This is a genomic window from Lysinimonas soli (assembly GCF_042655435.1).
Classification (GTDB): domain Bacteria; phylum Actinomycetota; class Actinomycetes; order Actinomycetales; family Microbacteriaceae; genus Lysinimonas; species Lysinimonas soli.
The window spans coordinates 129,762-148,659 of record NZ_JBHSMG010000004.1 but is presented as its reverse complement, the minus strand read 5'-3'; the positions used below and the strand labels follow the sequence as shown (position 1 = coordinate 148,659).

17 protein-coding genes are annotated in these 18,898 nt (G+C 67.1%); 11 read left to right on the top strand and 6 right to left on the bottom strand.

The features are described 5' to 3' along the window. Positions 1-13: 13 nt before the first annotated feature. Positions 14-1,279: a Fic family protein gene (locus ACFPJ4_RS13915; protein ID WP_386741053.1), complete on the bottom strand. Its 1,266-nt coding sequence runs from the start codon at positions 1,277-1,279 to the stop codon at positions 14-16. 1,173 nt (positions 1,280-2,452) lie between these two features. After that, positions 2,453-3,184, bottom strand: a complete 732-nt coding sequence (locus ACFPJ4_RS13910) for a hypothetical protein (protein ID WP_386741052.1) — start codon at positions 3,182-3,184, stop codon at positions 2,453-2,455. A gap of 290 nt (positions 3,185-3,474) precedes the next feature. On the opposite strand from ACFPJ4_RS13910, the gene ACFPJ4_RS13905 reads away from it, so the two are divergent. Both ACFPJ4_RS13905 and ACFPJ4_RS13900 read left to right on the top strand, forming a co-directional pair. Next, positions 3,475-3,735: a ribbon-helix-helix domain-containing protein gene (locus ACFPJ4_RS13905; protein WP_386741051.1), complete on the top strand. Its 261-nt coding sequence runs from the start codon at positions 3,475-3,477 to the stop codon at positions 3,733-3,735. Next, on the top strand, positions 3,735-3,974 hold the full coding sequence (locus tag ACFPJ4_RS13900; protein WP_386741050.1) for a toxin: 240 nt from the start codon (positions 3,735-3,737) through the stop codon (positions 3,972-3,974). Before ACFPJ4_RS13905 ends, ACFPJ4_RS13900 begins: the two co-directional genes overlap by 1 nt. An 11-nt stretch (positions 3,975-3,985) precedes the next feature. On the opposite strand, the gene ACFPJ4_RS13895 is transcribed toward ACFPJ4_RS13900, so the two are convergent. The 3 genes from ACFPJ4_RS13895 to ACFPJ4_RS13885 all read right to left on the bottom strand — a co-directional run bounded on the left by ACFPJ4_RS13895 (position 3,986) and on the right by ACFPJ4_RS13885 (position 7,478). Further along, on the bottom strand, positions 3,986-4,183 hold the full coding sequence (locus ACFPJ4_RS13895) for a hypothetical protein (RefSeq protein WP_386741049.1): 198 nt from the start codon (positions 4,181-4,183) through the stop codon (positions 3,986-3,988). 383 nt (positions 4,184-4,566) lie between these two features. After that, positions 4,567-6,237 carry a thiamine pyrophosphate-binding protein gene (locus tag ACFPJ4_RS13890; protein WP_386741048.1) on the bottom strand — a complete coding sequence of 557 codons (1,671 nt, stop codon included), beginning with the start codon at positions 6,235-6,237 and terminating at the stop codon, positions 4,567-4,569. Positions 6,238-6,329: 92 nt separating this feature from the next. Next, positions 6,330-7,478: an ROK family transcriptional regulator gene (locus ACFPJ4_RS13885; protein WP_386741047.1), complete on the bottom strand. Its 1,149-nt coding sequence runs from the start codon at positions 7,476-7,478 to the stop codon at positions 6,330-6,332. A gap of 200 nt (positions 7,479-7,678) precedes the next feature. Between ACFPJ4_RS13885 and ACFPJ4_RS13880 the strand changes: the two genes are divergently transcribed. The 9 genes from ACFPJ4_RS13880 (at position 7,679) to ACFPJ4_RS13840 (ending at position 18,478) form a co-directional block, all read left to right on the top strand. After that, entirely contained in the window at positions 7,679-8,965 is a 1,287-nt protein-coding gene (locus ACFPJ4_RS13880) for an extracellular solute-binding protein (protein WP_386741046.1), read from the top strand. A 5-nt stretch (positions 8,966-8,970) separates the two neighbouring features. Next, complete coding sequence (locus tag ACFPJ4_RS13875) at positions 8,971-9,978, top strand: carbohydrate ABC transporter permease (protein ID WP_386741045.1); 1,008 nt, start codon at positions 8,971-8,973, stop codon at positions 9,976-9,978. After that, entirely contained in the window at positions 9,975-10,865 is an 891-nt protein-coding gene (locus tag ACFPJ4_RS13870) for a carbohydrate ABC transporter permease (RefSeq protein WP_386741044.1), read from the top strand. Before ACFPJ4_RS13875 ends, ACFPJ4_RS13870 begins: the two co-directional genes overlap by 4 nt. Continuing rightward, positions 10,862-12,472 (top strand): glycoside hydrolase family 66 protein, encoded by a 1,611-nt coding sequence (locus ACFPJ4_RS13865; RefSeq protein ID WP_386741043.1) that lies wholly within the window; start codon positions 10,862-10,864, stop codon positions 12,470-12,472. The genes ACFPJ4_RS13870 and ACFPJ4_RS13865 overlap by 4 nt, the downstream gene beginning before the upstream one ends. A gap of 8 nt (positions 12,473-12,480) precedes the next feature. Beyond that, positions 12,481-14,226 carry an alpha-glucosidase gene (locus tag ACFPJ4_RS13860; protein ID WP_386741042.1) on the top strand — a complete coding sequence of 582 codons (1,746 nt, stop codon included), beginning with the start codon at positions 12,481-12,483 and terminating at the stop codon, positions 14,224-14,226. Positions 14,227-14,296: 70 nt separating this feature from the next. Further along, on the top strand, positions 14,297-15,523 hold the full coding sequence (locus ACFPJ4_RS13855) for an alanine racemase (protein ID WP_386741041.1): 1,227 nt from the start codon (positions 14,297-14,299) through the stop codon (positions 15,521-15,523). 52 nt (positions 15,524-15,575) lie between these two features. After that, positions 15,576-17,273 (top strand): FAD-dependent oxidoreductase, encoded by a 1,698-nt coding sequence (locus ACFPJ4_RS13850; protein WP_386741040.1) that lies wholly within the window; start codon positions 15,576-15,578, stop codon positions 17,271-17,273. Then, positions 17,270-17,848 carry a DUF2202 domain-containing protein gene (locus ACFPJ4_RS13845; protein ID WP_386741039.1) on the top strand — a complete coding sequence of 193 codons (579 nt, stop codon included), beginning with the start codon at positions 17,270-17,272 and terminating at the stop codon, positions 17,846-17,848. The genes ACFPJ4_RS13850 and ACFPJ4_RS13845 overlap by 4 nt, the downstream gene beginning before the upstream one ends. A 6-nt stretch (positions 17,849-17,854) precedes the next feature. After that, positions 17,855-18,478: a DUF4395 domain-containing protein gene (locus tag ACFPJ4_RS13840; protein ID WP_386741038.1), complete on the top strand. Its 624-nt coding sequence runs from the start codon at positions 17,855-17,857 to the stop codon at positions 18,476-18,478. Here the strand turns inward: ACFPJ4_RS13840 and ACFPJ4_RS13835 are convergent. Beyond that, the gene (locus tag ACFPJ4_RS13835; RefSeq protein WP_386741037.1) at positions 18,475-18,855 is read right to left on the bottom strand and encodes a rhodanese-like domain-containing protein; all 381 of its coding nucleotides are present in this window, start codon (positions 18,853-18,855) and stop codon (positions 18,475-18,477) included. The two genes, ACFPJ4_RS13840 and ACFPJ4_RS13835, sit on opposite strands and share 4 nt — an antisense overlap. Between the last annotated feature and the right edge of the window lie 43 nt (positions 18,856-18,898).

Below are 18,898 nucleotides of genomic sequence, written 5' to 3'. Positions count from 1 at the left end.
TTGAGCCGATCCTTCAGCCACGACGAATGCTCTCGGCGTAGTCATCGAGGATCCCGAGGACTTCCTTCTGCTGCCATACGCGATTTCTCCGCAGTCCCGTTGACTCGCTCAGGACCCCCGCCTCGGTCAACTGTCCCAGCGCTCGGCCCGCGGACATCGCGTTCATCCCCAGCTCGTTCTGCAGATATGCAGTGTTGATCACGGGTTGGACGATGAGGTGCGGGAGCACCTTCCAAGCGCCGGCCTGAGCGCGAAGGTTCCCGAGCAGGGCGCGCGAGCGCTCCTGCTCATGGGCGAGGTCGTCGACCAGCTTCATACCCGAGACCGCTGCATAGCGAGCCGCGCTGCTGAATCGCTCGACGATCGCAGCTGCATCTCCAGAACGGAATCTCGTCAATGCGTCGAAGTAGGAGTCTGTATCTCTCAGAAGCCCGGCGGAGATCGGCGCGGTCGCATTCCGGATGAGTCCTTTGCCTCGAAGCATTGCTTGAACGAGAGCTCGACCTGTGCGCCCATTCCCATCAGCGAACGGGTGGATCGTCTCGAACTGAGCGTGTGCGATCGCCGCCTGCGCGAGCACCGGCAGATCGTCTCGCTGAATGAACTCGAGCAGGTCGGCTATCGCGCCCGGTACGAGGTCGGCCTGTGGCCCGATGTGGTTCGCGCGGCGGGGTGACCCTCGATCACCACCTACCCAGACGAGTTCGTCCCGGTACACGCCCGCGTACGACTCCCAACCGGGTTGCCGTGCGAGGAGTTCACCGTGCATGGTCAGAATGCTCTGTTCATCCAGCTGGTCAGCGAGTGCAAGCGCCGCTTCCATTGCGCGCACGTTCGCAACGATGATCCTCGCGTTCTGGCTCTGAGATTCATCGAGCTCCGCCAGCGCCAGCTGACGCGCGCCCGCTGTCAGGTTTTCGATCTGCGATGACGTTGCCGACTCGGTTCTCAAGAGGATTGCGCTCATTGGTCCGAGCGCCGCGTTCCCCGCCCCCAGGGTCATCGCCGCGTGAGCGTCAAAGTCGACCAATGCCTTTGTCGCGTCTTCGAGGTCGGCAGCGATCGGGGTGGGGATGCGCGGCGAGTAGTGGGCGATGCGCGCGGGAATCGTCGACTGGTACGGCCCGGATCCTCTTTGCCGTTCGGCCCGGCTGAACTCGCCTTCGGGGTCCATCTCCCAGACGTGATCTTCGTGCCTGAGGGCAGGCACCGGCAGGGAGATCTCATCGAGAGAGCTTCCCTGTTCGCTTGCCTTCGGAGAGCTCGGATCCGTTACCACGAGGCCAGCTTAGTAACACTTTCGCTAAAACTGTTACTAATGAGCGCCTCTGCTAACAGTATTGGCCTTGACCGGTAGGAATGGGCGAATCGCTAAGGTCCGCTCGCCGGTGATCGTAGCCAAGACTTCACCTCCTAGGATCGACGATATGTCGGATTCGTCCTCGGGCGTTCGGTCGCCACTCAGGCTGAACATGCCCCGGAGACGAGCGGTTCGGCTTCTGGTTCTGGTCGGTGCCTTCGTCGCTGTCGGAATCGTCATTGTTCCCCAGAGCCCATGGGTCGGTTGGAGCGCGATTGCATTCTTCGGGCTCGGAGTCGTCCTATTCGCGGTTCAACTCGCGCGCCCGACGTATCTGGTCTTGGACGAAAGTGGATTTCAACTGCAGGCGCCATTCCAGCGAAGCGCGATGCAAAGGGCCTGGGAGGAATGCAGTAGGTTCACCGCCCAGCACATTGGGGGGACGATAATGGTCATCTATAGCTCGGCCAGGGACGATCATGTCCCGGTTCGCAAAGCGACTCAGGTGATCGCCGGTGGCTACGAGGGCGTCCAAGCAGGCTTCGGCGGCCTCAGCGCAGATCAGCTCGCCGAGCTCATGAACCGGTACCGAGACGCCAAGCTGGCATCGACAGCCCCAGAGTCTTGACCGTTCCGGCCGCCTATTGACGCCGCCTCAGGTGGATACAGCTAAGCCGGATGCAGGTGGCTGGAGTTCTTCTGCGATGCTATCCGCATGTCCACCGGTCGGCACATTGGCGATGGCCCTCACGCGCGTGAGCCGCGCGCGAAGCGACTTCCGCGCATGGACCCGGGGATCGCCGAAATCGTGCGTGCGGCGGGCGAGGGTGTCAACCCGCTCGGTTTCAAGAACTTGCCAGCGCCTAGTGCCCCATACAGCCCGTACCTTTGGTTCCTCATCGCCAGCGTCGTCGCCGTCCTTGGCGGGTTCGTCGGGTGGCAACTTCGGTCCGTTTGTGGCTCGCAGTTCTCGTCGGGGCGGTGTTTCTCGCCCTGAGCGGTTGGATGATCGCCTTCACGGCACGAAGGACGCCCGCCTGGCATCGTGCACGAAAAGCCGTCGGCGCTCACGTCAAGCAAACGGGCGGGAAGTTCCCACCGGATCTACGCTGGTTCGCGTAGCGAACGACTGACTGCGGCGGCGCGAAAGCGTCAGGCTCGGAGGGCGCGGATCTTGGCCGTGACGTCGACAGCCTGCTCGCGACTAGGTATCGCGAGCAACCCCGTGCCGACTAGGTGGACCTGCACCTTGCCTTCGTTGCCGATCAGCTGGATCGAAAGACCTGCAAAGCGACTTCTGGCACTCTCCATCTCGAAGGGCACCACCGTCGCGATATCGGACCAAGGGATGGTGGCGAGCCTGCGTGCTGGGCGGCCCCACAGCTTTAGGCCGGTGCGACTCGCAGCAATCATGGCGCGGGTAGGCAGTCGCTCCGAACTTGCACCTGGCAACGCTGAATGGATCTGGTGCCGGGTGAGCGGGTGGACGTAGACGGGGATCACCAGGTCAGCATCAAGCGAGGCAGCGAATCGCAATTCCGATCGCCGACGGATGGTCTGGAGGAGCACCATCGCGGCGAACGCGAGGAAGAACAGCGAAATGAGTGCGAGGAGGATTTTGATGTTCCAGGCGCGGAGACCGGTCGAGGGATTGCCGGGTGGAGTGACGATCGACACAACGATGAACAGCGCCGCGCCGATGAGAAGCCCCGCGATCACGAGAGTTCTGACGGTCCAGCTCGGCGTCCTCACCGGCCGAACGTAGCGCAGTTCTGCTGCGCGGCGCGGCTCAGATCGCCATGGACCGCAGCGCGGCTTCGCGCCGGCGCGAAACCGCCTCGACGACTTCATCCAGACGATCCGGCCACAGGAAGCCTTGAACATGCGATCAGCCGACTCTCTAGCCTCCAGTGGGCAGGCCTTCCGCGCCTCAGTCACAATCAGTTCTTGGTTCGGTCGGCGGCGTTTAACGATGCAAATGAGGTCCTCCGTTTCGATCGCGACTACAGCAGTGATTTCTCTGAAATGTGGGCCACCTATCCACGCCCTCGTCGCGCTGTTGGGCGAATGGCCGAAAGCTCGTCGTCCGGAACGTCGCTCACCTAACAGCAGACAAGTTCGGCGCTTCTGACTTCTAGCAGGACATGCGCATCTTTTCGTAATACGATTTTGCCGTGGCTGAGGAACGAATCGATGGCATCGAGGTAACGGACCAACGGATTCAGGAGTGGTCGAAAGAGGCTGAGGCCGGCTACCCAGTCGAACAACTCCGCAAGCGCGGTCGCAAGCCCCTGGGCGACGGCGCCAGCGAGGTCGTGCCGGTCCGTATGGACCAGACCCTCCTCGAGGCTCTCGCCGCCCGAGCCGAGCGCGAGCACGTGAGCCGCTCCGAGGCGATCCGAGCCGCGGTTCGAGACTGGGTCAACGTCGCGTAGTGCATGTCCACGCCGCGGCTCTGAAGCACGGAGTCAGCGCCGACGACGGGATCCAGGCGGCGCAGCATCCGGTCTTCATTTCGTATCTGGATGACGACAGCCCAGCCCGCCAGCTGCGCCTGGGATTCGACTCATCCGGCCGGCTGCTCGAGACGGTGGTGCTCGTCTTCGACAGCGGAAACGAGTTGCTCATCCACGCGATGAAGGCTCGCACCGAGTACTTCGACCTGCTGCAGTAGGGCTGCGACAGTCAGCGGCGGCGCTCGAGGGATTTCGCGGCGATCAGCAGCCCGACGCCAGCGCCCGCGAAGATCACCGCCAGCAGGACCAGTACCCAACTGAACGTGTCGGCAACGATGAGATCCCAAATCCCGAAGCCCGACTCGAACACAGCGATCAGGAAGAGACCCGGCGCGAGCAGCCGCATCTTCCTCGGATCGAGCTTCATCGGACAAGTATGCCCGTGGTCATGATTTGGTCATGATGCCCAGTGATTGAATCCGTGTCGAGGTGATTCAATCGGTGCTCATGTCAACGAAGATCCCAGCAATCACGGTGACATAGGCACGTTTTGAATCACTACGACCCCTTTGGAATCACCCTCGACCAATCAGTGGGTTCCGGGTTCAAGTCCCGGGGGGTGTACGAAAAGCCCCGTCACCTCTCGCCAGGTGCGGGGCTTTTTCTCTGTTCTTCGCCGAACATTCCCGAGCGCCGCTCTTTCTCGCCGGCGCGGATTTCCGTGGCGCGGCGCCAGCGAGAAAGGGCGGCGCTCGACCGATCGCACGCGGCCCCCGCGCGCGCCGGCCGGATCGGGCCCGCGGCACTCGGCTACAAACGCGCGGCTGCAGTCCGGCCCGACGCGCGTCGGCTGGCCGCCATGATCTCCTCCTGATAGGGCGCGATGACCGACGGCGAGATGCGGCAGTCGACGATCATGACGCCCGGCGCGCCGCCATCGATCCACTCCGCGACCGGCGCGAGTTCGTCGAGCCCCTGCACGACGACCGAGCGCGCGCCGAGGGCGGCGCCGACCGCCGCGAAGTCCACTTCGGGAATGAGCATCGGCCCGACGTCGAGGCCACGGGCACCGTACATCGACACCTCCGCGGTGTAGGCGGCGTCGTTCCACACGACGATCAGGCCGTGACGCACCGTCGCGATCACGCTGGGCAGATCGGCCAACCCCATCAGGGCGCCGCCGTCGCCGGTCGTGAGCACGATGAGCGAGTCGGGGTGAGCGACTCCGGCCCCGACGGCGCTGGGCAGGCCCAACCCGATGGTCTGGAACGCGGTGCCCACCATCTGCAGGCGATGCGGCTCGCGCACCGCCCAGTAGCTGTTGGCCCACCCGATGAAGTGGCCGCCGTCGCTGACGATCACGCGGTCGGCCGGCATGATCTCGTCGAGGCGGATGGCGACCGCGCGCGGGTCGAGCCTTCCGTCGGGCGCGAACTCATCCGCGAACGGTCGGCGGCGCAGGGCCCCGTCGGCCAGAGCGTCCACCCGGGTCGACCAGCGCGACGCCGGTGCCGTACCGGCCGCGAGCTCGGCCAGCAGCGCCTGGATGGCGAGCCGGGCATCCGCGTGAAGGTATTCGTCGGCGCGAGGGTGGGCGACGTCGGCGATGTCGACCTGGATGACCACCGTGTCGGGAGCGAACAGCTCGCCGAAGCGGTTCGTGAACTGGTTCAGCGATGCCCCGGCCACGAGGGCCACGTCGGCCTCCCGGATCAGCTCCATCGCCCGCTGCTGACCGAACCCCCCGACGACCCCGAGGTCGGCGGGGGAGTCGCCGAAGATGCCGCGCGCGATCGCGGTGGTGCCGGTCACTGCGGCGAGCTTGTCGGCGAGGGCACCGAGCTCGGATGCCGCGCCGGCCCAGCGCGCGCCGGCTCCGGCCAGGACGAACGGCCGTTTCGCCGTGCGAAGCCGATCGGCGACGCGGCGCACGATCGCCGGCTCGGGAAGCACGGGTGCGGGCAGACGCAGAGCGCGGGGAGCGGGCGCGGGGCCGAAGGCCTCGGCGGACCCGAGGTCGTAGGGGATCGCCAGCACGACCGGCGTGCGCCGCCCGAGCGCGTGCTCGAGGGCGGCGATCGCCGTCTCGGCGGGCTCCTCGGCTGTGATGACGAAAGTCTTGACGCCGATCGCGGCCGCGACGCCGGACTGGTCGATGTCCCACGGTCGCGGTCCGGTGGTCGGAGCGTCACCGACCACGAAGATCGACGGGACGCGCGCCTGGGCGCTTTCGGCCAGCGGGGTGATCGCGTTCGTGAACCCGGGCCCGTAGGTCGCCGTCGCGATCGCGACCCGACCCGAGGTGCGGTAATAGGCGTCGGCCGCCGCCACGCCGCCGGCCTCATGGCGAACCGCCGTGTAGCGCAGCCCGGCCCGGAGGGCCGCGTCGATGAAGTACGCGTTGCCGTTGCCCATCAGCCCGAACAGCTCGGTGATGTGGGGGTGCAGGGCCGCGGCGATGCGGTCCGAGATCGTGCTCATGAGAGGTACTCCTCTTGCTGCCGATCAACAGTGTCGCACGCACCCTCAGCGCGGCAGCCATCCGAGCCGGCCGGAAACGCGTCCCGCAGCGCTCAGATCCGTTTGCCCAACACGTAGCGCTGGATCGCGATCACCGCCGCTCCCCGACACCACTCGGTGTTGTCGCCGGACGTCGTGACCAGATCGAGCCGACGGGTCCGTGGATCCCGGTCGTTGCGGATGCCCTCGTCGATCGCCGAGCGGGCGACGTCGACGAGCCGCACGCCTTCACCACCCAGAATGATGCGCTCGGGGGCGGTGAGGTTGGCGATCGCTGCGAGCAGGCGTCCCAGTCCGCGGCCCGCATCATCGACGACCCGACGTGCTGCCGGCTCACCGGATGTCGCGAGGTCGAGCGCCTCGGCGTAGTCGACATTCCTGCCCAGGGCGAGCGAGAGCTCGCCGCAGATGGCGGACTGCGTGAGAACGCTGCGAGCACACCCTCGGTGACCGGCGGGACACATGGGGCCGAAAGGGTCGAGCGGCCAATGGCCGACGAGGCCGATGCCCGAATCGTCGTCCACCACGATGTCATCGTGGATGACGAGCCCGTACCCGACTCCCGCCCCGAGCGTCAGCACGGCGAAGCGGTCGAGGCCGCGCCCCGCGCCGAACCAGTGCTCCGACTCGGTGAAGGCGACGACGTCGTTCTCGAGGACGGTGGGGATGCCGGTCGCGGCCTCCAGCATCGCCCCGAGGTGGACCTCGGTCCACTCCAGGAACGGAGCCGCCCTGACCACGGAATGGTCGGTGACCAGGGCGCCGATCCCGATCCCGAGGGCTGTGACCGACGGGACTCCCGCGGCCAATCTCGCCGCCAGATCGGCGATGACGCGGACGACGGCCTCCGGGTCGCGGCTGCTCAGGCGCGCCGATGCCGAGTCGACCACGTTGGCGCGCAGGTCGGTCGTGACGCCCAGCACCTCATCGGCAGTCAGCTTCATCCCGATGAAGTGCTGGGAGGAGGGAACGATGTCGAGCGGCCGCGAGGGCCGTCCAGCTCGCCCGTCGGCACGTTCCTCGACCTCGACGAGCAGGCCGCTTTCGAGCATGGGGGTGCTGAGCCGGGTCAGGGAACCCGCAGAGAGGTCGAGCTTGCGGGCGATGTCGCTGCGCGAGATCGGCCCATTGAGCAGGACCTCGAGCGCGACCGAGCGCGAGGCGCCGGTGTCTGGCGTCCACGGCGGTGTGGCGATCCGCATCGAAGCCCTTCGTGCTCGGGGTTCCAGCCTGGCAAAGGCCAGATACTTCTGTCAATGAAGATACTGTGCCACATCTTGCCCAGAGAATTGCCGACTTGACACCGGATTACTTCTGCAATAGAACTAACCCAGTCACGCGAGATCGCGCGGCATCGCACCAAGTGTCCCGATTCACGAACAGAAACAACAGGAGAATCGCAATGAAGCGTTCAACCAGGGCGGGTCTGGCGGTGGTCGCCGCGGCTGCGCTCGCGTTCGCCACGGCGGGCTGCGCCCAGACCTCCGGCTCGACCGACGGTACGGCCGCCCATCCCATCACCCTCACGTTCTGGGGCTCCTACGGCAACGGCGGCAACTCGACACAACAGGATGCCCTCAACAAGACCCTGATCCCGGCCTTCGAGAAGGCCAACCCCGGCATCAAGGTCAGCTACGTCGACATCGCCTACGACTCCCTGCTGCAGAAGCTCACGACGAGTGCCGCCGGTGGCCAACTGCCCGACCTGGTACGAGCCGACTTGGGCTGGGTGCCGCAGTTCGCCAAGCTCGGCGTGCTCGCGCCCCTGTCGGACGTGATGAGCGACTTCGGCCCGCTATCGAAGAAGGTCTACCCGGGCAGCCTGGCGACCAACCTCTACAAGGGCAAGTACTACGGCCTCCCGCTCGACACCAACACGCGCGTGCTCATCACGAGCAAGGCAGCACTCGACAAGGCCGGCCTCTCCGCTGCGCCGGCGACCTTCGACGAGCTGAAGGCCGAGGCCGCCAAGCTCAAGGGCACGGGGGTCTCGATCTTCGCCGACAGCGGCCTCGGCGCGTGGAACATCTCGCCGTGGATCTGGTCGGGCGGCGGCGAGGTCACGAACGCCAAGCAGACCAAGGCGAGCGGGTACCTGAACAGCGCGACGAACGTCGAAACCATCCAGATGCTGGTGGATTTCTACAAGGAGGGGCTCATCCCCAACCTCTTGACGGGAAACACCGGGGCGACGGGCACCTCCGACGGGCTGCCGAAGACTCAATACGCCAACATCTTCGACGGTCCGTGGATGCAGGGGATCTGGTCGGGTCAGTATCCGAGCTTCACCCCGATCTACGCTCCCATCCCCGCGGGAGCGGGCGGATCGATCAGCGTCGTCGGTGGTGAGGACATCGTGATGACCGCATCCTCGAAGCATCAGGATGCCGCCGAGAAATTCATCCGCTTCACGCAGGGCTCCCAGTTCCAGCTCGCGATGGTCAAGACTGGCCAGATGACGGTCGAACCGGGCCTGGCGAGCCAGGAGGTGTCGACGGCGAGCTACTACCAGACCTTCGCCGACCAGCTGAAGACGGCGAAGTCGCGCGTCGCCAACCCGAACGCGAGCAAGATCGACACGGCGCTGAACACCGCGTTGACGCCTGCATTCCTGGGGACGACGACCGTGAAGGCTGCCCTCGACAGTGCTGCCACGCAGATCGACGCCCTGCTCGCCGGGGGGAACTGACCCTCGTGACCTCCATCACCACGGATGCGTCCCTGGTGGGTCGCGCGGCGGAGTCCGACTCCGCCGCGCGATCGCGGTCCGCTTCACCGAAGCCTCCCGCGAAGCCTCGGCGCCCACTGACCGGCGCGCGTCTTCGCACCCTGTCCGTTCCCTACCTCTTTCTGCTGCCCGGCATGGCGGTCTTCCTCGCGGTGATCATCTATCCCGCGTTGCAGGCACTCCAGATGAGCTTCTTCGACTGGAAGATCGTCGCGGGCGCGGTCAGCCGCTTCGTCGGGTTCGACAACTACGCCCGAGCCTTCGCCGACCCGCATTTCTGGCTCAGCCTGCAGAACAGCGGCATCTACATGCTCGCCACGGTGCCGCCGCAGATCATCCTCGGGCTGTTCATCGCCACCTTGTTGAAGCGCAAGAGCCCGAGCCAGCCGATCTTCCGTGTGTTGTTCTATCTCCCGGTCGTGACGAGCTGGGTGGTCGTCTCCCTGCTGTTCAAGTACCTCTTCGCCGACAGCGGTCTGGTCAACTTCACGCTGCACGACTTCCTGCACCTCATGAGCAGCGACGTGTCCTGGCTGTCCACTCGCGGCACGGCTCTTGTCGCGATCTGCGCCCTCGGCGTCTGGAAGGGCATCGGCTGGTCGATGATGATCTTCCTCGCTGCGCTGCAGGGCGTACCGGAGTCGCTCGAGGAGGCCGCGACGATGGATGGCGCCAACCGCTGGCAGCGATTCCGGGCGGTCACCCTGCCCGCCGTCTCGCCGGCGACCGTCTTCGTGACGGTCATGCTCGTGATCGGCGGGCTCAACGTCTTCACCTCGGTACTGCTGGTGACGGGCGGCGGTCCGGTGGGACAGACGGACGTGGTGCTCAGCTACATGTACACCCAGGCGTTCACCTACCTCGACTTCGGTTATGGGTCTGCGCTCGCCGTGATCCTCGCCGTGCTCGTGTTCGTTCTGGCCATCGCCCAGTTGCGGCTGTTCCGCGATCGCAGCGGGGAGGAGCTCGCGTGAGCGCCGCCTCCATCCCGACGGCGCCGCAACAGCAGGCGCGGCGTCGCCCGGCGCACCGCGAGGGCTCGCCTGCCGCCACGGCCTTCCGTTATGTCGCCCTCATCGTCGGGGTCGTCATCATGGTGACGCCCTTCGTCTACATGGTGTCGACGAGCTTCCAGGCCCAGGCCTACGTGCTCACCCTTCCGCCGCAGTTCATCCCCAATCCGGCGACGACCGCCAACTACCTGCAGGCGATCACCTCGCAGAACTTCCTGCTGTACTTCGGCAACTCCCTCATCGTCGCGGTCGCCGCGACGGCGATCTCGGTGCTGGTCAGCTCGATGATGGCCTTCGCCTTCGCCCGATTCTCGTTCCGCGGCAAAGAGCTGCTGTTTCGAATCCTGATCGCAGGGCTCACCATCCCCGCGGTCATGCTGCTGATCCCGCAGTTCGTGCTCGCCAAGAACTGGGGCCTGCTCGACTCGCTTCCCGGCCTCATCGTCTTCTACGTTGCGGGTTCCCTCGCGCTCAACACCTTCCTGTTGCGCGGCTTCCTCGCGTCGGTGCCGGGCGAACTGGACCAGGCGATGCAGGTGGACGGGGCCGGAGCCTGGACGCGGTACTGGCGTCTTTCGCTGCCGCTGGCGCGCCCGGCGCTCGCGACGGCCACGATCTTCACCTTCCTCAGCTGCTGGGACGAGTTTCCCCTCGCTCTCACCATGATCAGCACCCCCGAGCGGCGCACCCTGCCGCTTGCGATCGCGGCGTTCCAGGGCGCGAACGCGACCCAGTGGGGTCTCGTGTTCGCCGCATCCCTCATCGCCGTCGTCCCGGTGATCATCGTGTTCCTGGTGTTCCAGCGGTACTTCGTGCAGGGCCTGACGGCAGGAGCGGTCAAGGGATGAGCGGTTTCGAGATCCTGCCGTCGCGGGCGCGGTACTCGCCCGGCGAGGCGATCGAGTTCGAGGTGCGATCCGCGCCGGGCCCGGGGACGCTCACAGTCTGGTCGCTCGGCGAGGAGGTGGCGCGCATCGAGTACCGAGGCGGAGAGACGGTCGCGCTCGCCGCATTGCCCGCGGGCGGCTACGGGATCGAACTTGCTGTAAGCGAGCACACGGTTCGGACTGCCATCGACGTCTCGGCATCCGCCCTGAGCCGCCTGCGCTACGGGTTCACCGTCGACTATTCGCCGGGTCGCGATGCCGCCGGCCTGACCGACACGGTGCGTCGTCTTCACCTCACGGGCGTGCAGTTCTACGACTGGGCCTATCGGCACGCCGAACTGCTCGGCGGCGGAGAGGAGTACCGGGACGCGCTGGACCAGCCCGTCTCGCTCGACACGGTGCGTCGCCTGGCAGCAGCCGTGCGCGCGGCCGGGGCCGTTGCGCTGGGCTACGCGGCGGTGTATGCGGTGGGGCCGGAGGAGTGGGCCTCCTGGAAGCACCGCGCCCTGCTGACCCCGAGCGGCGTGCCCTACGGGCTCGGGGACTTCCTCTTTCTCGTCGACCCCGCCGCTGACGACTGGATCGCGAGCTTCACGGCGCAGCTCGCGCGGGCTCGCTCCGAGGTCGGCTTCGACGGATTCCATCTGGATCAGTACGGCTATCCCAAGCGGGCGGAGCGACCGGACGGTCGCGCGGTCGATGTCGCCGAGTCCTTCCGCACGATCATCGAGGCCGCCCGCCGCTCGAACCCCGACTCGGTGCTCGTCTTCAACAACGTCAACGACTTCCCGACCTGGGTGACCGCATCCACCCGGCAGGATGCGGTCTACATCGAGGTCTGGGAACCGCATCTGACCCTGGGCTCGCTCGGCCAGGTCGTGGCCCGAGCCCGATCGCTCGCGCAGGGCAAACCCGTCGTGATCGCGGCGTATCAGCATGTCTACGACACGGCACCGGCGCTGGCCGCCGATCACGCAACCGCGCTGACGATGGCGACCCTGTACTCGCACGGGGCGACCCAGCTGCTGGCGGGGGAGGCCGACCGCATCCTGGTCGATCCGTACTACGTGCGCAATCACACCGTCGAGGACTCCACAGCCGAGCTCCTGAAGCGCTGGTACGACTTCCTCGTCGAGCATGATGCGCTGCTGATGGATCCGGAGATCGTCGACGTGACCGGGTCGTACGCCGGGGTCTACAACGACGACTGCGAGGTGCGGTTCGATTCGGCCGAGGTGTCGATGTCGGCAGACGCCGGCACGGTTTGGCGACGGGTCACCGAGGTCGGCGACGCGCTCGTCGTGCACCTGATCAATCTGTGCGGTCAGAGCGACACCCTGTGGGACGCGCCCCGCGCGCTCGCGACGAATCCCGGGCACGGGGTGCTCCGATTCCGTCGCGCGGGCGCCGGCCTCCCCCGGGTGCGGATCGCCGACCCCGACCGCTCTCCACGCTTGATCGACGTCGAGGTGTCGGCAGAGGGCGACTGGGCTGTCGCGACGCTGCCCGAGTTCGCCATCTGGCAGCTCGTCGTGATCGACCGACCGCATGCCGACCCGAAACGATGAGGACCACTGTGCCGACCGCTGTGCCGACCACCGAGATCACCGGCGCCGGGAAGCTGGACACCACATGGTGGAAGCGCGCCGTCATCTATCAGGTCTATCCGCGCAGTTTCGCGGACTCGAACGGGGACGGCATCGGCGACCTGCCCGGGATCATCGACCGACTCGACTACCTGCACACGCTCGGGGTCGACGCGATCTGGCTCTCGCCGTTCTTCACATCGCCACAGGCCGACAACGGCTACGACATCAGCGACTACCGGGATGTCGACCCCGCCTTCGGCACCTTGGCGGATCTGGATCGACTCATCGAGGGCGTGCACGCCCGTGGGATGAGACTCGTCATGGATCTGGTGGTCAACCACAGCTCCGACGAACACCCGTGGTTCGTCGAGTCGGCGTCGAGCCCCGACAACCCGAAGCGCGACTGGTACTGGTGGCGGCCGCCGCGCGAGGGATTCGTGGGCGGCACTCCGGGAGCCGAACCGACCGACTGGGAGTCGTTCTTCTCCGGCCCGGCCTGGACCTGGCACGAGCCGACGGGGGAGTACTACCTGCACCTGTTCTCGACGAAGCAGCCCGACCTCAACTGGGAGAACGAGGCCGTGCGCCGAGCCGTCTACGAAATGATGAATTGGTGGCTCGACCGCGGCGTCGACGGCTTCCGGATGGATGTCATCAACATGATCTCCAAGGAGCTGCCGCTGCGTGATACCGCCGGGGCGGCAGCCGACGCGCCCTCGCCCTTCATCTGCGGTCCGCGCATCCACGAGTTCCTTCAAGAGATGAACGCCGCCGTCTTCGGCGGCCGCACCGGGCAGTTCGTCACGGTCGGCGAGATGCCCGGCGTCACGGTCGAGCAGGCGGAGCTGTTCACCGATCCCTCGCGGCACGAGCTCGACATGGTCTTCCAGTTCGAGCACGTCGGCCTCGATCACGGGCCGGGAGGCAAGTGGGACCCGAAGCCGCTCGAGCTGCGGGAGCTGAAGGCGTCGCTGGCCCGGTGGCAGAAGGGCTTGGCCCGCACCGGGTGGAACAGCCTGTACTGGAACAACCACGACCAGCCGCGGGCGGTCAGCCGATTCGGCAACGACGACGAGCACTGGGAGAAGTCGGCACAGGCGCTCGGAGCCGTGCTGCATCTGCAGCGCGGCACGCCCTACGTGTATCAAGGCGAAGAGCTCGGCATGACCAACGCGCCGCTGCGGGATGCCGCGGAGTTCCGCGATATCGAATCGATCAACTACTACGCGCACGCGGTGACGGACCTCGGCGACGACGGCGCGGCGGTGCTCGACCGGATGCGGCACAGCGCCCGCGACAACGCTCGCACCCCGATGCAATGGAGGGCCGAACCGCAGGGCGGTTTCACCACCGGCACCCCGTGGATCGACCCGAACCCCAACCACGCGACCATCAACGCCGCGACGCAGCTCGGGGTGCCAGGGTCGGTCTTCGAGTTCTACCGCGCGCTCATCGCCCTGCGGCACAGCGAGCCGGTCGTGGTGAACGGCGACTTCACGATGCTCGCACCCGAGCATCCCGCCCTCTTCGCCTACGACCGGAAACTCGACGGAGTGACGGTCCGGGTGCTCGCGAACCTCTCCGATGATGCTCTGGATGTCGCGACGATCGAGGGGCTCGAGCTCGCGGGGTGGGCCGGCGCGGGACGTCTTCTGGGCAACTACTCCGATCGCGGCGGCGAGGCCGGATGGGAGCTGCGGCCCTGGGAGGTGCGGGTGCTGCGGCGGGGTTGAGCGCCTCAAATCTGGCGCAGCGTTCCATGGCCAGGTCGGATCATTCGGCGCCGCCCGCTAGCGTTCCGTCATGACCCCCGCGCTCGATCCCGATCCCGTGCTCTCGGTGCGCCACAAGTCGGTGCCGCCCGCGTTCTGGGGCAGGAGGGCATCGGAAGCGGCGGGGGAGCGGCATCCACTCGGCGCGTTCTCGACACCGCTGCTGACGCTGGACCGGGCGGCCTCCGATCACAACACCGTGACCCTGATGGCCTGGGCGCGCGAACGCGGCCTCGAGATCGCGCCGCACGGCAAGACGACGATGGCGCCCGTGCTGTGGCGGCGGCTGCTCGATGCCGGAGCGTGGGGACTCACGGTCGCCACGCCCTGGCAGGCGCAGGTGGCGCGCGCGGCCGGAGTTCACCGCATCCTCATCGCCAACGAGGTGGTCGACCCGGTGGGTGTGGCCTGGTTGGCGGCAGAGAACGACGCGGATGCCGCCCCCGAGATCGCCTGCTGGGTCGACTCGGTCGAGTCGGCGCGCATCCTCGCGGAGTCCGCCGGCACCCGCCCGTTGGACGTGCTGATCGAGCTCGGCGCTCCCGGCGGTCGCACGGGGGCGCGCGGCACGGAGGCCGCGCTCGCGGTCGCGCGTGCCGTGCTGGCCGCGCCGCGCCTGCGCTTGCGCGGCGTGGCCGGCTACGAGGGCTCGTACGGCGCCGACCGGAGCGCGGCGACGGTCTCGCGGGTGCGGGCGTACCTGGTCGAGCTGCGGGAGCTCGCCGAGACGCTGCTCGGCTGGGACGCGCTCGTGGATCCGATCGTGACCGCGGGCGGGAGCGCCTGGTTCGACCTCGTGGCGGACGAGTTGGGCCCCTTGGCCGAGTCGGTCGGGCGGCGGGTGTCGGTCGTGCTGAGGTCGGGAGCCTTTCAGGCCCACGATGAGGTGTACTACGACGGGATCTCGCCGTTCGCCGACTCCGGTCTCGAGTTCCGCGCGGCACTGGCGCTCTGGGCGCGAGTGGTCTCGCGACCCGAGCCGACGCTCGCGATCCTCGACGCGGGCAAGCGCGACGCTCCGCTCGACCTCGGGCTGCCGGTCGTGCACGGAGTCCCCGGCGCTGTGGTCACCGCCCTCAACGATCAGCACGCGTACCTCCGCGTTCCGGCGGAGTCGACTCTCGAGGTCGGCGACGTGGTGCGGCTCGGCATCTCACATCCGTGCACGGCGTTCGACAAGTGGCGGTTGATCCCCGAGGTCGACGACGCCGACGGTGACACCCCGCGAGTGATCGGGTTCATCGAGACGTATTTCTGATGGTCGCCTGAGAGCGATTGAGATACCCCCTAGGGTATCTTATACTCGAACAATGAACACACAGCGCATCATCATCGTCGGCGGGGTCGCGGGCGGCATGTCCGCGGCGACTCGCCTCCGTCGCCTGATCGAAGACGCCGAGATCGTCGTGCTGGAACGCGGCGGGCATGTGTCGTTCGCCAACTGCGGTCTGCCTTATTACCTCGGCGGTGTGATCGAGAAGCGGGACAGCCTGCTGCTGCAGACTCCCGCTTCGCTCGGCTCACGCTTCGGTCTCGACGTTCGGGTCAATCACGAGGTGACCGCGATCGACCGTTCCGCGAAGACGGTCCGCGTGCGTGACCTCGTCACTGGCGAACAGACCGTCGAGCGCTACGACGCGCTCGTCCTGTCACCGGGAGCAGCCCCCGTGCGTCCCCCCATTCCCGGCGGCGAGCGCATGTTGACCCTGCGCGACATCGAGGACGTCGACGTCGCCATGAGCGCTCTCTCGGCCGCACCGCGCACCGCCCTGGTGATCGGCGCCGGGTTCATCGGCCTCGAGATGGTCGAGAACCTCGTGCACCGCGGCCTCGAGGTGACGGTCGTCGAACTCGGCGACCAGGTGCTGCCGCCCCTCGACCCCGAAATGGCCGGCCCGGTTGCCCAGCGTCTTCGTGACGAAGGCGTCGATGTGAGATTGGGAACGCAGGTCACCGAGCTCGGACCAGATACCGCAACGCTCAGCGATGGCACGGTGGTGTCGGCCGAGTTCGTGCTCGCCTCGATCGGCGTGCGCCCCGAGACCTCTTTGGCGGTGGCTGCCGGGATCGAGCTCGGATCACGCGGAGGCATTCGTGTCGACGACCAGCTCCGCACCAGCGATCCCTCCATCTATGCGATCGGTGACGCCGTCGAGAAGACCGATGCGGTCTCGGGGGAGCAGCGTCTCGTCGCCCTTGCCGGGCTCGCGAACCGACACGGTCGGCTGGTCGCGGATGTCATCTCCGGTAAGACGATCCGCGTGCGTGACGCGTTCGGCACCGCGGTCGTCGGCGTGATGGGTCTCACCATCGTCGCGACCGGCTGGAACGAGAAGCTGTTGCGCGCGAAAGGGCGCGACATCCGCGTCATCCACACCCACCCTGCCTCCCACACCGGCTACTACCCGGGCGCCGAGTCGATGTCACTCAAGCTGATCGTCGATGCGACGACCGACGAGATCCTCGGCGCGCAGGGAGTCGGGGGCGACGGAGTCGACAAGCGGATCGACGTGATCTCGACGGCGATGGCCGGAGGCCTGACGGCCGCCGATCTCGCCGACCTCGAACTGGCGTACGCTCCGCAGTTCTCCTCGGCGAAAGACCCCGTGAACATGCTGGGCTACGTCGATCTCAACGCGGTCGAAGGCCTCACTCGCTCGATCCAGTGGCACGAGCTCGCCGAGGAGCTGGAGGCGGGGGCCGTGCTCATCGACGTGCGCACCCCGCGCGAGTACGCCGACGGGGCGATCCCGGGCTCGATCAACATCCCGCTCGACGACCTCCGCGCTCGAATCGCCGAGATCCCCGAGCGGCGGCTGGTCGTGCACTGCAAGGTCGGTCAGCGCGGTCACACGGCGGTGCGCATCCTCGCTCAGCTGGGTCGGGATGCGGTCAACCTCGATGGCGGCTACCTCACCTGGAGCGCAGGCATCTCGGCTCGCCACAGCGCGGCTCAGCACGGCGCCGACGATCAGCGGGCATCCGCAGAGACGAGGGCCGCCGCATGAAGACACGTGGTCTCGTGATCACGGTCGTGGCCGCAGGCCTGGTCGTCGCCGGCGCGGGCGTCACCGCCATCGTGCTGTCCAACCCCGGGTCCGAGGCATCGCGGTCGCAGGCCACGGCCTCCTCGGCACCCGAGCCGTCCAGCGATGTCACCACCCGTGACACGGGCGCCTCGCTGCTCTACATGATCGAAGAGGAGAAGCTCGCACACGACGTGTACCTCGCCCTCGCCCAGACCTGGGGTGCGAACATCTTCAGAAACATCTCGCGCAGCGAGACGACGCATCAGGACCTGCTCGTTCCGCTGCTCGAGAGCCGCACTATCGTCGACCCGCGAGCGGCCGAGGCCGGGGCGTTCACCGACCCCGAGTTGCAGACGCTTTATACCGAGCTCGTCGCGCAGGGTCGCTCGAGCTACGATGAGGCGATCCAGGTCGGGCTGATCATCGAGAAAAAGGACATCGCCGATCTGGGCCATGCCCTCGATCGTGAGGACGAGGCGGACGTGATCGCGGCATACCAGCGACTGCTGGCGGGCTCGCAGAACCATCTGACGGCCTTCGAGCGCCTGGCCTGACCGAGGATGCCGCGCCGGGACGCGCCCGAGTCATCGCGCCCCATCATCGGGGAGTTCGTCGACGGCATCGAGGTGCCGGTCGTGAACGAGCGAGCCGTGCGGGCGGCAGCGGGCTTGTTCGTTCTGCTCGGCGCGGTCGGATTGTCGATCGCGGTGTTCACCGGCGACGTCCGTCTGCTTCGGGTATTCGGCATCGCGTTCATGCTCGAGATGAACATCCGGCTGTTCGCGGGCACCCGCTTCGCTCCCGGTCTCCTTCTCGGCGGCGCGATCGTGCGCCGTCAGCGCCCCGAATGGGTCGGCGCGTTACAGAAGAAGCTCGCCTGGTCGCTCGGCCTGGTGCTGTCGTTCATCTCCTGCGGTGCGATGGGGTGGCTGGGTCTGCCGATGGTCGCCCTCGCGATGTGCGGAGGATGCCTGTTCGTGCTGTTCCTCGAGGCCGCCTTCGGCATCTGCCTGGGCTGCGAGCTCCAACGGCGGTTCGGCGGCACGCAGCCGCAGCTGTGCCCGGGCGACAGTTGCGTCTACGTGCCGCCGAAGCGCGGCCAGCGGCATTCCGCGCTGCCGGAGGCGATCGGTCACGACGGCGAGAGGCACCCTTCCGGGCCGGTGACGCGCACCGAGTCCTAGCGCACGATCCCCAACCCGGTGGCGGTCGACGCGGCATCGAGTCCGCCCGCGTTGGTGAGGTGGATGAAGCCCAACGTCGCCATACGGCTGATCGCCGCGGCCGCGCGGGAGCCCGAGTGGCAGTACAGCACGTAGTTGCCGTCGGCGGGCAGCTGGCTCGCCAGGGTGTTGAACGACGGCGACTCCACATCGATGTTGATGGCGCCCTTGAGATGTCCCGCTGCGTATTCGGCCGGGGTGCGCACGTCGATGACGACCGTGCCTGATGGGATCGAGATGGAGGGCGTCTCGGCGGCCGGCGCGCAGGCGGCCAACCCCAGGGCGACGGTGCCGGCGAGAGCGAGGGGGGCGAGCAGACGGGTGGTGATGCGCTTCATGACAGTCCTTCTAGGTGATGTGCGTGTGGTGGGCGTGAGTCGT

Excerpts from the sequence above, each read along its gene's own strand:
- ACFPJ4_RS13835 (WP_386741037.1), bottom strand. The coding sequence starts at position 18,855 with ATGAAGCGCATCACCACCCGTCTGCTCGCCCCCCTCGCTCTCGCCGGC.
- ACFPJ4_RS13855 (WP_386741041.1), top strand. The coding sequence starts at position 14,297 with ATGACCCCCGCGCTCGATCCCGATCCCGTGCTCTCGGTGCGCCACAAG.
- ACFPJ4_RS13890 (WP_386741048.1), bottom strand. The coding sequence starts at position 6,237 with ATGAGCACGATCTCGGACCGCATCGCCGCGGCCCTGCACCCCCACATC.
- ACFPJ4_RS13865 (WP_386741043.1), top strand. The coding sequence starts at position 10,862 with ATGAGCGGTTTCGAGATCCTGCCGTCGCGGGCGCGGTACTCGCCCGGC.
- ACFPJ4_RS13910 (WP_386741052.1), bottom strand. The coding sequence starts at position 3,184 with ATGTTCAAGGCTTCCTGTGGCCGGATCGTCTGGATGAAGTCGTCGAGG.
- ACFPJ4_RS13880 (WP_386741046.1), top strand. The coding sequence starts at position 7,679 with ATGAAGCGTTCAACCAGGGCGGGTCTGGCGGTGGTCGCCGCGGCTGCG.
- ACFPJ4_RS13895 (WP_386741049.1), bottom strand. The coding sequence starts at position 4,183 with ATGAAGCTCGATCCGAGGAAGATGCGGCTGCTCGCGCCGGGTCTCTTC.
- ACFPJ4_RS13845 (WP_386741039.1), top strand. The coding sequence starts at position 17,270 with ATGAAGACACGTGGTCTCGTGATCACGGTCGTGGCCGCAGGCCTGGTC.
- ACFPJ4_RS13885 (WP_386741047.1), bottom strand. The coding sequence starts at position 7,478 with ATGCGGATCGCCACACCGCCGTGGACGCCAGACACCGGCGCCTCGCGC.
- ACFPJ4_RS13840 (WP_386741038.1), top strand. The coding sequence starts at position 17,855 with ATGCCGCGCCGGGACGCGCCCGAGTCATCGCGCCCCATCATCGGGGAG.
- ACFPJ4_RS13850 (WP_386741040.1), top strand. The coding sequence starts at position 15,576 with ATGAACACACAGCGCATCATCATCGTCGGCGGGGTCGCGGGCGGCATG.